At 59.4% G+C, this 13,896-nt stretch carries 13 protein-coding genes; 1 reads left to right on the forward strand and 12 read right to left on the reverse strand.

Features of this window, described 5'->3' with window-relative positions; genetic code table 11:
• Positions 1-10: 10 nt before the first annotated feature.
• From H7R58_RS15645 to H7R58_RS15690, 10 genes are all read right to left on the reverse strand, one after another.
• On the reverse strand, positions 11-541 hold the full coding sequence (locus H7R58_RS15645) for a DUF3833 domain-containing protein (protein ID WP_182934429.1): 531 nt from the start codon (positions 539-541) through the stop codon (positions 11-13).
• Positions 538-1,062 carry a hypothetical protein gene (locus tag H7R58_RS15650; RefSeq protein WP_182930262.1) on the reverse strand — a complete coding sequence of 175 codons (525 nt, stop codon included), beginning with the start codon at positions 1,060-1,062 and terminating at the stop codon, positions 538-540. The genes H7R58_RS15645 and H7R58_RS15650 overlap by 4 nt, the downstream gene beginning before the upstream one ends.
• Positions 1,059-1,544, reverse strand: coding sequence for a DUF2878 domain-containing protein (locus tag H7R58_RS15655; protein ID WP_106924297.1), 486 nt, complete (start codon positions 1,542-1,544; stop codon positions 1,059-1,061). The genes H7R58_RS15650 and H7R58_RS15655 overlap by 4 nt, the downstream gene beginning before the upstream one ends.
• Positions 1,541-2,761: an SAM-dependent methyltransferase gene (locus H7R58_RS15660; protein WP_106924296.1), complete on the reverse strand. Its 1,221-nt coding sequence runs from the start codon at positions 2,759-2,761 to the stop codon at positions 1,541-1,543. The genes H7R58_RS15655 and H7R58_RS15660 overlap by 4 nt, the downstream gene beginning before the upstream one ends.
• On the reverse strand, positions 2,758-3,480 hold the full coding sequence (locus H7R58_RS15665; RefSeq protein ID WP_106924295.1) for a DUF1365 domain-containing protein: 723 nt from the start codon (positions 3,478-3,480) through the stop codon (positions 2,758-2,760). Before H7R58_RS15665 ends, H7R58_RS15660 begins: the two co-directional genes overlap by 4 nt.
• Positions 3,480-4,736, reverse strand: coding sequence for an NAD(P)/FAD-dependent oxidoreductase (locus H7R58_RS15670; RefSeq protein WP_182930261.1), 1,257 nt, complete (start codon positions 4,734-4,736; stop codon positions 3,480-3,482). The genes H7R58_RS15665 and H7R58_RS15670 overlap by 1 nt, the downstream gene beginning before the upstream one ends.
• Complete coding sequence (locus H7R58_RS15675) at positions 4,733-5,452, reverse strand: SDR family NAD(P)-dependent oxidoreductase (RefSeq protein ID WP_106924293.1); 720 nt, start codon at positions 5,450-5,452, stop codon at positions 4,733-4,735. The genes H7R58_RS15670 and H7R58_RS15675 overlap by 4 nt, the downstream gene beginning before the upstream one ends.
• Positions 5,449-5,883 (reverse strand): nuclear transport factor 2 family protein, encoded by a 435-nt coding sequence (locus tag H7R58_RS15680; RefSeq protein WP_182930260.1) that lies wholly within the window; start codon positions 5,881-5,883, stop codon positions 5,449-5,451. Before H7R58_RS15680 ends, H7R58_RS15675 begins: the two co-directional genes overlap by 4 nt.
• A gap of 210 nt (positions 5,884-6,093) precedes the next feature.
• Positions 6,094-6,822 carry a MerR family transcriptional regulator gene (locus H7R58_RS15685; protein WP_106924291.1) on the reverse strand — a complete coding sequence of 243 codons (729 nt, stop codon included), beginning with the start codon at positions 6,820-6,822 and terminating at the stop codon, positions 6,094-6,096.
• A gap of 102 nt (positions 6,823-6,924) precedes the next feature.
• Positions 6,925-7,356, reverse strand: coding sequence for an organic hydroperoxide resistance protein (locus tag H7R58_RS15690; RefSeq protein ID WP_106924290.1), 432 nt, complete (start codon positions 7,354-7,356; stop codon positions 6,925-6,927).
• Positions 7,357-7,496: 140 nt separating this feature from the next.
• Here H7R58_RS15690 and H7R58_RS15695 point away from each other — a divergent pair, with 140 nt between their 5' ends.
• Positions 7,497-7,976 (forward strand): MarR family winged helix-turn-helix transcriptional regulator, encoded by a 480-nt coding sequence (locus H7R58_RS15695; protein WP_106924289.1) that lies wholly within the window; start codon positions 7,497-7,499, stop codon positions 7,974-7,976.
• A 42-nt stretch (positions 7,977-8,018) separates the two neighbouring features.
• Here H7R58_RS15695 and H7R58_RS15700 read toward each other — a convergent pair whose 3' ends face one another.
• Entirely contained in the window at positions 8,019-12,551 is a 4,533-nt protein-coding gene (locus H7R58_RS15700) for an AIDA repeat-containing protein (protein ID WP_182934430.1), read from the reverse strand.
• Between the two features lie 77 nt (positions 12,552-12,628).
• Positions 12,629-13,858 (reverse strand): autotransporter strand-loop-strand O-heptosyltransferase, encoded by a 1,230-nt coding sequence (locus tag H7R58_RS15705; RefSeq protein ID WP_182930258.1) that lies wholly within the window; start codon positions 13,856-13,858, stop codon positions 12,629-12,631.
• Positions 13,859-13,896: the final 38 nt, after the last annotated feature.

Below are 13,896 nucleotides of genomic sequence, written 5' to 3' on the forward strand. Positions count from 1 at the left end.
CGCCTCCTCGCTACTGCGCTTTACGGGAGAAGAACAGCGTCACCGTCCCCACGGTGAGGCCAAATTTCTTCATCTCAGTTTTATTGAATAAATGTTTGCCGTCCTGGAGGTACATCCAGTCGTCAAAATGCAATAGCCAGGTTCTGCCGCTGGCTTTCACATTCATGCTGTGATGCCAGTTGAAGGCATTGCCTGCCGATTTACCCGTTGCCACGCCGTCAATATCACCCGCAGTGCCCTCATAGCGGTCAGCGCTAAGACGACGGATATGCCACACCCGCTGCTGCTTTTCGCCATCGTCATACACAAACCGTTCGTTGAGGGTCAGGGTCTCGCCAACCACATCGCCGTTGATTTCAACGTGGAAGCGGCGTAGCTGCTTACCGCTGCGATCCTGCACCATCCCCCAGGCCTCCGTTTCCCCCTGGAAGTAATGAAAAATATCCAGCATCGGCTGCTGCTGGCGGTAATCGGCAACGTCGCTGCTACAGCCGGTGAGTTGCATCATCAGCGGCAGGCATAGGGTCAATAAACGTTTCATTTTTTACCTCCGGTGAGCTGCTGACGCAGCTCGGGATATTGCGTGCGGGGTCCCAGCCAGATGGCGAGGAAATTTTCGCTAAAATCAGCCGACTGCGGTTTCCCGAGCGGTATAAAGCGCGGCGCGCTCGCGGATGCACGATACCAGAACTGCCCCTGCTTTGCGGTCAATACAAAGGCCAACTGCGCCCCTGGCGCGACGTCCGGCCATAAATCCGCAAGCATGCGTAGCCAGGCCCCGCTCTGCGCTTCGCGTGTAAGAATCCCCTGCGCCTGCCACTGCTCACGCGTGGCGTCGACAAGCGCCTCCCGGTCGATATTGCGTTGATACGTGATAATCAGCGCCTGATTTTGCCATTGCCCGCGGTAGTGCCCGTCGGGCGTGAGCAACTGGGAGGTGTAGACCGTAAACGGTCCCCACGTCAGCGTCGCCTCCCCTGCTTTGCGCCAGCTTAACCAGTCAGCGGCAACGGCAGGCGTTGCAACGAGTAGCCACAGCAGTAACAGCACGACAGATTTCATTGCCGTTTCCCCATCAGGATGTGAAACGCCAGCATGAGCGCCAGCCACCCGGCCGCCATTGCGCCCATAACAACCGGCACAGGCTGTACAAAGGTCATCGCACCCAGCTGCGCGCCCGCCAGGTAGGCGACCGGGCCACCGCAGGTTGCTATCAGCGCCAGCACCCATCCCGGCAGGGTGGTGGAATAGGTCAAACGCGTCCAGACGGCAGCGAACATCAGCCACAGCGCCATCAGCCACAGCGGCAACGGCGCGGCACCCTGAAAGTGAATCAGCCCCGACAGCCCCCACAATACATCTAACCCGCCGCCCGCCACGGCCAGCAGCAGGGCATACAAACGGTAGGCCGACGGCAGCAGAATGCAGGCCAGGATGGCCAGCGCCAGCCATAATAGCTGGCCGCGCTCGCGAAACATCACCACCAGCAGCCAGTAAAGGTCGAAGCCAATGGCCAGCAAAAAGAGCGAAAAATGACGTTTCATACCCGCTCTGCCGTTAGCTGCACCACGCTGATGGTGCGGGCCTTAAATCCGGCCTCACAGTAGCCAAAGTAGTAAAGCCACATCCGGCGGAAGCGCTCGTCAAACCCCAGTTTTTCAATCTCCTGCCAGGCGTGGATAAACCGCTGCCGCCAGTGGGCCAGCGTCCGGGCGTAATCGGGTCCCATATCAAACAGGTTGCGTACCACGAAATCGGTGTGGCGCGTCATCAGTTCGCTCATTGCCGTAATGCTGGGTAAAAATCCGCCGGGGAAGATATAGCGCTGAATAAAGTCAACGCTTTTGCTGTAGTCGCGATAGCGCTGATCCTGAATAGTGATGGCCTGAATCACCATTTTGCCGCCGGGGCGTAAACGCGCCTGGCAGGTGCGAAAGAAGGCAGGCAGGTAGCGTTGCCCCACCGCTTCAATCATCTCTACCGACACCAGTTTGTCGTACTGACCGGTGAGATCACGGTAATCACACAGCAGAACCTCAACCTGCCCCTGTAGCCCCGCGCGGTGAATACGCGTGCGGGCCCACGCAAACTGTTCTTGCGACAGCGTGGTGGTGGTGACGCGGCAGCCGTAGTGACGCGCGGCGTACTCCGCCAGCGCCCCCCAACCGGTGCCAATCTCCAGCAAATGATCGCCCGGCGTTAGCGCCAGCTGTTCACACAGCCGCGCCATTTTAGCCTGCTGCGCGACGCTCAAATCCTGATCGTCGGCGCTAAACAGCGCGCTGGAATAGAGTAAATCCTCATCAAGGAAATGCGCGTAAAAGGTATTGCCCAGGTCGTAATGCGCGGCAATATTGTCCCGCGCCTGCTGGCGATGGTTGCGCCGGGTCCAGTGGCGCAGGCGTTCAACGGGCCGCCCCAGCAGACGAAAACCACGCTCCAGCCGCTCAAGCAGCTGGCTATTGGCGGCAAAGAGCTCGAGCAATACGGTGAGGTTATGGGTTTCCCACTCACCGTCCATCCAGCTTTCAGCCACGGCCAGGCTACCGCCGGTCAACGCACGCCAGTAAACCTTCGGCGAGAGGATCTCCACCTCGGCGCGTAATGCCGCAGCCGCCTCGCCAAAATGAAAAGTCTGTGCCCCTTCCCGCACCGTCAGCGAGCCGCCGCTGAGGCCGCTCAACAGGCGAAACAGCAGCCATCGCGCAGCTCGCACGTTGCGCGGAATGTCGGGTTCAAGCGCAAAGACGGGTTCGGTCATGATCGTTTACTCCTGCTGGCGGGATGGGCGTGAAGCGGCACACGCTTTAGCCAAAGCTTCAGCGCCTGCCAGTAAATAGCGAGTACGGTTTTCAGCGTCATCAACGGGATGCGCCACTGCAGCGTGCGCAGATTGGGTGGCGTCAGCGGTTCGCGTTTGAGCATCAGCGTGGCATCAAAGATCTTCGCGGCCTGATGATTTTCAATATGCATATGCAGCGTGCTGCCCGGCGGGTTGAATCGCCAGTGGTACACCATATCCATCGGGTTAAACGGCGACACGTGGAAGGTTTTTGCCAACGGCTGCGGCGTTACGGCATTAACGGCATAGTAGTGACGCTCATTCCACGGGGTGTTGCGTACCTCCGCCAGCACCCAGCGCAGAGTCCCGGCACGGTCGTAGCAGTAGTAGAAGTTGACCGGGTTAAAATGAAAGCCGAAATAGCGCAGTTGGGTCAGCAGCATCACCCGGCCATCGGGGCGCTCGCCGGTCAGGCAGGCGAGCCTATCCAGCGCCGCCGCTTTGAGCGGCGTGCCCAGCGGGTAATCGACATCATAGAAAGCCGCAGCGGCGAAGCGATTGCGGCGCACGCCGGCATCGGCAATCCGCGTCAGCTCATCCAGGTCGAGCCAGGCCATAAACACCTGATAGCTAAACTGGTGCGCCGTCGGCTGAAGCCGGCGATGGCGTAACACGCCCTGATACAGGCAGCTGTTCATCAGGTGCCCTCCTGCGCGGCGATGCCGTGCACCACATCCAGCGCGCTGCGTACCCCATCTTCATGGAACCCGTTGTACCAGTAGGCGCCGCAGAACCAGCTGCGATGCTGGCCGTTTATCTCATCACGTCGGGCCTGCGCCTGCCAGCTCTGCGGGTTAAACAACGGGTGTTCATACACGAAGCGCTGCCAGACGTAGCGCGCGTCAATCGGGGCATCCGGGTTGAGCGTAACGCAGAACAGCGGACTGCCTTCAGGCAGCCCCTGCAAAATATTCATGTTATAGGTTACGCAGGCGCTGGCCTGCTCTTGCCCACTCAGGCGATAGTTCCAGCTTGCCCAGGCGCGTTCGCGTACCGGTAGCCAGCGACGGTCGCTGTGCAGCACCACCTCGTTGCGCTGCCAGCCAATAGCGCCCAGCACGTCATGCTCGGCGGGGGTGGCATCGCCCAGCATCGCCAACGCCTGCCCGGAATGACAGGCGAAGATCGCCTGGTCAAAATCCTGCGCCGCGTCGGCGGCGTAAACCGTCACGCGGTTTTCGTCGCGCATCACGCGCTGTACCGGCGTATTCAGGCGCAGCGTCAGACGCTCGCCAAGCTGAGCCAGCATCGCGCGGATATACTCCCGCGAGCCGCCGGGGACCACGTACCACTGCGGGCGGTGGGTGATATCCAGCAGGCCATGGTGCTCAAAGAAACGTAAGAACAGCGGCAGCGGAAAACGGCGCATTTCCTGTAAGGATGACGACCAGATCGCCGCGCCCATCGGCAGAATATAATGGCGAGCAAAAAAGGCGCTGAAGCCATGCCGATCGAGAAACGTTTGCAGCGTGGCCTGTGCATCAACGTTGTGCAATGCCTGCTTCGCCAGGCGATTAAAGCGGACTATTTCTTTTAGCAGCCCCCAGAATACCGGGTTCACCAGGTTACGACGCTGGGCAAACAGCGAAGTGAGCGTATGGCCGTTGTACTCCATGCCGCTGTGCGGGTTATGCACCGAGAAACTCATCGGCGTTTTTTGCCCCTGGATACCCAGCTCGCTCAGCAGCCCCATAAACCGTGGGTAGGTTCGGTCGTTGTAAACGATAAAGCCGGTATCAATGGCGTATTGCCCCTGCGGCGTGGCGACATCTACCGTGGCGGTATGCCCACCGACGGTCGCCGCCGACTCAAACAACGTCACCTGATGATGCCCGGCCAGACGCCAGGCGCAGGTCAGCCCGGCAATGCCGCTGCCGATAATCGCGATCTTCATGAGCGCACCATCCTGCGCAGCAGGCTGCGCTGTAAACAAGAAGGCATGGCAGCCAGCACGCGCAGGGCTGCGCCAAACCCCGCCGGGAAGACAATGTGATTTTTGCCTTTAGTCAGGCCGCGGCGAATGGCTTTGACCGCCTGTTCAACGCTGACCTGCCCCGGCATCGGGAAATCATTTTTGCGGGTTAAGGGGGTGTCCACAAACCCCGGAGAGACCAGCGTGACGGCAATACCTTTTGGCGCCCAATCCAAACGCAGGCTGTTGGCAAACCACGTCAGGGCCGCTTTGGATGCGCCATACGCCTCCGCGCGCGGGAACGGCAGCCAGTGCGCCATCGAACTCACCAGCACCACGCGGCTGCCGGAAATCAGCTGCGGCTGTAGCACGTCAAGGCAGTTTACCGGCCCCTGAAAGTTGGTGGTCATGACCCGTTCAACCCGTTCGGCGTCGACCTGACCGTGGTCGAGATATTCGCAGGTCCCGGCACACAGGATCGCCATATCGGGGTAGCACTCCGCGAGCGCCTGGCGACAGGCGTCCCTGTCTGTCATGTCAAACGCACGTACGCTGATATTGGCGCTGTACTGACGCAGCATGTCCAGCCGCCCCGCGTCGCGGCCGCAGGCGATAACGTAATAACCGTCATCGGCCCAGGATTTGGCGAGCCCGGCACCAATACCGGAGCTGGCACCGGTGATGAGGACAGTCATCATGCTCGCACCCTCCTTTTCACGCCACGAACCGCCCAGCCTAACAGCGGCAGATGTTCATAAAGCATTTCACCGGCGTCATAGTAGTCACGCTGGCGAAGCACCTTTTCCCCGTGAATATCAACAATCGAGCACCCCGGCAGTATGAGCGTCTCACCGCCGGCGATACGCGGGTGCGACCAGTGCATGGTCCACGACACTGCAAAGCGCAGGCCGTGATGCAACGGGGCATCAATGGAAAAGCGACAGGATCCAACGTTAGCCAGCAGATGGGTGAAGTAGCGGTGGATGGCGAGCATCCCCTTATGCTCGCCAAACGGATCGACAAGCGTGGCATTCGCGTCGTACAGCGCGCTTAGCGCCGAAGGCGGCTGGGTGTCCAGACGGGCGTAGTAGTCAACAAACCGGTCAATGACGGATGGTATTGTGCTCATGAATTCTACCCCGAGTCGTCAGCACGTCGCGTTGTCGCATACTTAAAACTTACACAAATACTTTTATTTGTCCAAGTTTTGGATTAAATATTTTTAATAACCAAATATAATCAATAAATTACAAAAACCACGCCGATGCATTAATTTGGCGTGAATATGAAAAAAAACCACCGCGAGGGTGGTTTTCAAAGGAAGCGTGCAACAAGGGCGTTAGAGCGAGATAACCTCGAGAGAATTAACCTGCTGCTGCCAGAGGTCTATTTGTTTCTGGCGGGCAGCGGTGAGCTTGCCGCTGGTAACCAGCAGCCATTTGCGTTCCGGGAAGATTTCCGGTGCCAGCGTAGTCGGAGGCTGGGGAAGAACATCGATACGATGCCCCTGGCCGGTGCGGCGCAGCGCCTCAAGCCAGATCTCGCAGGGGTCGGTAAGATGCCAGCCGGTAATCAGGTAGTTATCGCCCGGCGCGCGTTTATCCCCTTCCAGGCAAAACGAGGTGTAAGAGAGGATGATCCCATCAAGAATTTCACGCAGCGTCATCATCGTCGGTACGTTAGCCGAGACCTTGCTGCGCAGCGGGCGCAATACTTCAGTCACCAGTTCCGGGCGAGGATACTCGCGGCCAGCGTCGTAAATCTGCTGACGTAGCGACTCAATTTTGCCGTCTTTCAGGCGCTGCAGCATACTTTCCTGTAGGGTAAGCCAGTTATTGGTCCGCCGCGCGCCGGGGCGCGCCAGCAGCGGTTTGACCTGGCTGACGGGGACGCCCTTTTTGACCCAGTCGAGAATTTTCAGCGCCTGCTGGATGTCGTCGTCGCTGTACAGACGATGCCCGCCGTCGGTGCGTTCAGGCTTGAGAAGGCCGTAACGACGCTGCCAGGCGCGAAGCGTTGTCGCGTTAATCCCGCAAAGCCGCGCAAATTCACCAATGGAGTAAGACATACCGAACACCCGATCGCCAACGATACTCTCAATATACTACGAATCGCGCCGGGCGAAAAAACAGATACCCCTATCGTCATTCATAGGGATATCCGCGGTGCATCAAATATCAAACGTCTCCACGACGCTGACATGGAGGCGAACAGCAATATTGCCGCGCGTCGCATTGGAATAAGGACAGACCTCGTGGCCCTTCTTGACCAGCTCAATGGCCGCATTTTTGTCCAGGCCGCGGACTTCCACGTCCAAATCAATATCCAGGGCAAAGCCGCCCTGCGCATTTTGCCCAATCCCCACGGCACAGGACGTTCGGGTCGCGACGCCGGTCAGCTTCTGTTGCTGGGCAATGTGGATCAGTGCGTTATCGAAGCAGGCCGCATAGCCCATCGCAAACAGCTGCTCAGGGTTAGCGCCCTCTTTTCCACTCTCATTGGTGAAGCTTACCAAATCCAGCGCGAAGGAGCCGTCGTCCAGCGCCACATGACCATCACGACCGCCGACTGAAGTTGCACGGGTTTTATAAAAGATTTTCATAGCAGTAGCCCTTTTCCAATGAGTTATATCGAATGCGATTTAATCTGATGATAAGGATATCGTGAAACGGTTCCGTGTCAATCCATCTGGCAAAAAAAATCGCATGCGATATAATTTCAGGGAATTTTCAGGGGTCACTTATGAACGACAACAACGCGGTCCACCCGTTTGAGCACGGCGATTTTCCAAAACTGGAGGATTTTCTCTGTTTTGCTACCTACACGACCAATCTCGCCTTCGGTAAGGCTTATCAGCCTTATCTGGCCGAACTGGGGTTAACCTACTCGCAGTGGATTACGCTGCTGGCACTGGCGGAAGAAGACGGTCAGACGGTGAATCAGCTCGGTGAGAAGCTCTTTTTAGCGTCCAGCACCCTCACGCCGCTGCTAAAAAATCTCGAAAAAAAGGGCATCGTGATTCGTCAGCGCTCAAAAGAAGACGAACGCAAGGTGCATATTTTGCTGACCGAGGAAGGCCGGGCGCTGCATAAAGCCAGCCGCCGCTGCATGGATGTTTTTTATTCACTGGGGCTGACGCTGGAAGAAGTTCAGGTGCTGCAAAAAGCGATCGTTAAGGTGCGCGATAATTTGCTGCAGGCGGGGAACAGCGATAATCATTAAAGCATGACGTCGGGACCGTTCGCCCGACGTCTTGCTCCTTAATTAACGGAACGACACGCCCAGATTCACCAGACCGTAGTAGCCACCCGCTTCGCTACCGTGCAGTGATTCAGACCAACCGCCCTGCACGCCCAGCGTCACGTTCTGACGAATGCGCGCATTCACGCCACCGTTCAGCCCTACGCTGGTGCCAGACAGGTTACTGCGGAACGATGCGTCAGACGCTGACACGCCTGGCGCCGACGCCGTGAATCCGCTGTGCCCGCCAAACGACTGCGTCACCGATGGTGTCACCCACCATGCCAGTTTTGCCTTCGCGTCCTGCTGTGTGCCCACCTTCAGACCCGCCCGCACCGACTGCTGACGGCTGTCGCGCCAGCTAAGCGCGGCGACCTCGTCCTGACCGTCGTTCAGGTTGACCCCCTGCACCGTATACTGGAGCTGCGGTTCCAGCGCCAGAGCCGGGCTGACGGAGAACGACTGCCCTATTTCCGCAGAGGCCAGCCAGCCCGTACCGTGAGTAGAGAGACGAGTGTTGTCATTAGAGGACGCGCTCAGGCTATGACGGCTGGCCTGCAATACGCCTTCCACGTGCAGACCGTCATGGCTACGGCCCGAGAGGTACGCACCGCCCGTGTACACCGTATCCCGATCCGTACCCGCATGGGCGCTACCGATATCGCGCCATACGTCACTGCGCAGCAGACCGGTGGCACCGTAAACACCCGCGCGCCAGTCGGCGTTCGCGCCGTCAAGTTGCCACAGATCGCCGCCTAACTGGAGGAAACTGTAGGTGCCGCTGCTTTCCGGCACGCTTGCGCCCGTGAGGCTACCGCTGTCAGGGTGGCTCAGCTTACCGGCCGCCACGCGTCCCCAAATGCGACTGTCCGGCGCATAGCGGAAGCGGGTATCTGACGAGCCCGCCACCAGGCGGTCATAGTCCATTGACAGCACCGGCATCGCCGCGTAGCTCCACATCGCCGCGCGGTAGTTTACCGGCCCCGTTGACGCGGAGGCTTGCCCCGGCTGAACCTGCTGCGAAGTCAGGTACCAGCTCTGGTCGCCATTTCGATACAGACTGTAAGCGTAAGCGCCCGCCACCAGCGGCTGTTTAAGGCTGAATGCCCCCGCGCCAGTGGTGGCACCGTTGATGGCCTGAACGACGGCAATGCCGTTGCCGGTGGTCTGTGCGCCCAGCCCGCCGCGGTTAAGCACGCGCAAACCGGTGCTGCCGGTGGCACTGCCGCCGTCGATCACCACTTTATCTATCGGTGAACTGCTGTCGCCCGCCACGGTATTGAGCGTGATGGTGCCGCCGTTACCAATAAGGTTGGTTGCGGTAAGCGTGTGCGGCGTGAAGGTGCCCTGGGACGGCACAAACACAATGTTACCGGCGTTGGTCAGGTTGTCCACCAGCGAGTCGCCGGTGATGTTCCAGGTACTGCTGCTGTCAATCGTCACGTCCGTCGGGTCAATAATCCCCGTCAGGGTGGCGCTGTTAATCAGCGAGAGTGAGGTACCGGCCAGAGCAATAATATCCGTAGTGGCCAACAGCCCGTCCATCACCAGCGAACCGGCATTGAGGTTGACCTGCGACTGGCTCAGCGAGCCGCCCAGCGTCAGCGTACCGGTGCCGTTTTTGGTCAACTGACCGCTGCCGGTGAGGTTGGTGTTCAATGAGGCGCTGGTGCTGGTGTCGTAGGTGGTGATGCCTTCGTTCACAAAGCTGTTATTGGCCAGCGTCAGGATAGCGCCTTCGGCGATATTCAGCAGCCCCCCCGCCGCCACGGTGGTATCCGATGCCACCCCGCCACGGCTGACCGACAGCGAACCACCGCTGTTGATTGTCGCCTGCAACGCCGTGCCGCCGCTGAATACGGATAATGCCCCGTTCGCATTCACGATGGTACCCTGCGCGACGCCGTAGACGTTTTCGCTACCGCCGGCATTCACTACCGTGCCGTGAGAGATATCGCCTGATTTTACGGTCAGCGCGCCGCCGTTCTCCAGCAGCACATTATTCGCCTGACCGCCGCTGACAGAAAATGCACCGAGCGCATTGGTACCGGCGATCGCAGCACGGGTACTGGCCTGTAAAGCCGCGCCTGCGGCCTGGAACACGCCCGAAGCGTTGCCACCATCAGCAACAGCAATCACGCCGCCAGCGTTGACCGTCGGCCCGGTTGCTACGCCGCCGGAAAAGACGCTGAGCGTACCGCCCGAATTCACGCTCGCGCTATTGAGTGCCCCGCCGCTGCTGACCACCGCCCATCCGTTGTCACTCACGCTTGTCGCCGTGGCCACCGCGCCATTGTTAATATATTGCACCCCGCCGGAAACCACGGTGGAGGTCACGGTGCTGCCAGAAAGGACGTACATGGCGCCGCCGGAATTGACGGCAGTACGCAGTGCCGTACCGCCGCTGGCAACGTTCACTACACCGAGGTTAACCGTGGTGTCAGAGGCGGTCCCGCCGCTGTAAATGTACTGCCCACCGCCCGAGGTCACGACCGTTGAAGTGGCATTGCCATAGACGGTCTGAATGCCTCCGGACAACGTAGTCGATGACGCAGACCCGCCCACGGCAACATACTGTGAAGCCCCCGCGCTGACCGTGGTCGATGACGTGACGCCGCCATAATTGACGTATTCCGATCCGCCAGCCTTCACGACTGAAGATGTTGTGCGCCCCCCATTCTGGACATATAACGTACCGCTGTTAATCACCGACGAGATCGCCGAACCGTAGTTGTTCAGGGTTCCATAGCCGTTAACGGTGGTCCCGGAAGCGATGCCGCCGCCCATGATGTACTGCGTGCCGCCCGAAACGAGCGTGGCGCTGGTTGAGCCCCCCGAATACACCTGTTCATAGCCGCCGGCCTGAACCGTGGTGCTGACCGCAGACCCGCCGTTAAGGACGTCTTGTATACCGCCATAGCCAAGTACGCTACCCGTGGCATCCCCACCGGCTTCCACAAACAACCGGCCGCCATTTTCCAGCAGCACATTGCTTGCATGCCCGCCGCTGACGGAGAATCCCCCGAGGGCGTTCGTTCCGCTTACGGTTGCGCCCGTATAGGTTTGCAGCGCGCCACCGGAGGATTGCGCGACCGTCGACGCGGAACCATTGTCATAGACCACCAGCATACCGCCCGCTTCAATGGCGGTGCCCATCGCCGAACCGCCGTTGCTGACGTACTGCGCGCCGCCTTGTCTGATGACGGTATCGGAGGCGCTGTGGCCGGTTTCGACAAACATCGCGCCGCCATTTTCCAGCAGCACGTTGTGAGCATGGCCGCTGCTAACAGAAAACGCGCCCAGCACGTTAGTCCCGCTCACGGTGGCGCCGGTATTAATTTGCAGCGCACCGCCTGACAGCTGCGAAATACTGTCTGCAAAGCCGCCATTATAAACTCTGAGTGCGCCACCGGAATTGACGGTAGTGCTGACGGCGGATCCACCGCTGTTAACATAAGCGGTACCGCCCCAGTTAACGATCGTGTCGGATGCCTGATTCCCGGACATAACCTGTACGAAGCCGCCGTTTTCAAGCAGCAGATTTTCAGCCAGCCCGTTACTGACCGAAAAAGCACCGAGCGCATGGGTTCCACTGACGGTCGCCCCGGTATAGACCTGCAGCGCGCCGCCTGAAGACTGGCTCACGCTGCTTGCCGTGCCGCCATTAGTCACGGTCAGCGTGCCGCCAGCCCGGAGTGTGGTACTGACCGCCGAGTGGGTATTTTCCACATACAGGAAACCACCGTTTTCCAGCAGGACGTTGCTTGCCGTCCCCCCGCTGACGGAAAATCCGCCCAGGGTGTTTGTGCCGCTTACCGTTGCACCGGTATAAGTCTGCAGTGCGCCGCCGGCGGACTGCACAACCTGTGTTGCCGTCCCGCCATCATCGACCCGCAGCGCCCCGCCTGACCGCAATGTGGTGTTAACGGCTGATTGTGCGTTCGCCACATACAGAATCCCGCCATTTTCCAACAGCAAATGACTGGCTACCCCATTGCTGACGGTAAATCCACCGAGCGCATTGGTGCCACTGAGGGTGGCATTGGCATAAGTCTGCAGGGCGCCGCCCGAAGCCTGGCTGATACCGGACGCATTCCCGCCAGCGGCAACGTTAAGAAAACCGCCGGAATTCAACGTGGTGCTGGTTGCCGTGCCGCCATTGTTGACGTTCAGATGGCCGCCAGAATTCACGACGGTGTTCGCGGCCGCGCCGCCGTTATTGACGTTAATCACCGGCGGATAATAACCGTAAAATAACTCGCCGCCGACGTTGCTACTGCTCGCCAGGCCGCCGCTGTTGACATTGAGCGTTCCCCCGCTTGACACGGAGGCGCTGGTCGCCGTATCCCCGACGTTAAGCGTCAGAGGGGTGTAATAGGTCACCTCTGAACCACTGTACGTCTCCGCTGCGGCGGTGCCGGCTAAGCCCAATAGTATCAGCGCCCCGGCGACGTTTTTCACCGCCAGCGGCGGACGCCCGCCGCTTCCCGCCTTCTCTGATGTCACTATCCACGCCTGGCGTGCTGCACTCCAGACGATCCTGTACGCTCTGTTCATACCCTGCCTCTTCGTTTTTTTTATTGTTTTCCGGTGCAGGTGCTGCTCCGGATGTCACTTCTGCTGTGTGGCGCTATTTACTCACCGCGCAGCTGCGCGTGGAGCCGGTCAGCCACGCCGCTGACCTGTTTTCCGGTGATCAGACGGGTGCACTCGTACTGACGTTCCGTGCCTTTATGGCGCGGGCACCAGAAAAAGTCTTTATGATCAAAGGTCTCATGCAGGCTGTCCCAGCAGCCGTTGCAGCCGTGGCTGCTGAACACGCGCCAGGGGGTGTAAAACTCGGCGTTCGGCAGGCTGAAGCCGCTAATCAGCACCACCGGTATTTTTGCCGCCCAGGCAAGCCACGACAGCCCGCTGGCCAGGCCGATAAAGAAGCTGGCGTGGCGAAGCAGATCAACCCGCGCCTGCAGCGGCAGGGCCCCGGTGAAGTCTTCTGCGCCGTAGGGGATGTGGTTCCAGACGAAGCCGTGCCCGGTGGTGGGCTCACGGTCAATACACAGCACCCGATAGCCAAGCGATTTCAGGTGGGCCACCACCTCCGTCCAGCCGTGGCCGTTGTTCCAGAACTTGGCCTGGCAGGTCGACTGCACGGCGATGCAAACGTAGGGCTGCTCAATGGTGCGCGGCGCGCTGAGATTAAGACGAGGCGGTGCTTCCGTGGGGTCAACCCCAAGGATGTACCCCGCGATGCGGTGAAAGCCGACCTGACGAAAATCGATGGGCTGATGCGTATCATTACCGCCAAAAAACAGCCCCAAGCGGTAGGTCGCATAAGGCGCCCTCTGCCGGACGGCATCCGGCGGCGAAAAGTGAATATCCGGATACTGGGCTTCCAGCAGCGCAATGATGTTAGGCGCCATAGAACACTCAAGTCGGCAGCCATGCAGCAGGCGGAAGCGCTCCGCGTAGTGGAACCAGCCCAGCAGGTCGCCCAGCGTGCCGGTGGGAAAGGAGATCAGCACGTCGCGACCTTCGAGATTAAGCGCTTCATCCAGCAGCAACGCGTTATCTTCCGCGCGCCAGACCTGAAGGCGAAAACGAACAAAGTATTTCTTTGCCGAAGTGACCCAGCCCGCGCCGGTTTCGCAGCGAAACAGAATGTTGCCGGAATCGTCATCGAGCAGCACAACCCGCCATCGCCCTTCGGGCAACAGTAAGCGCGCGCCGTCGTTGAAGTCGTAAAAAATGCCGCACGGCCCGGCAATAGCTGGCCTTTCAGGCGGAAGAACAAACGGATAAGAGGCCGCTTCAGCGGGCGCGGAAAATGAGGCCGTAACATCAGTGACAGGTATTGATTCGGGCATAGCATTTTCCCATTGTGAATGTCTCAAAGAGTGAAGAG

The sequence above is a fragment of the Klebsiella sp. WP4-W18-ESBL-05 genome (assembly GCF_014169075.1).
GTDB lineage: Bacteria > Pseudomonadota > Gammaproteobacteria > Enterobacterales > Enterobacteriaceae > Kluyvera > Kluyvera ascorbata_B.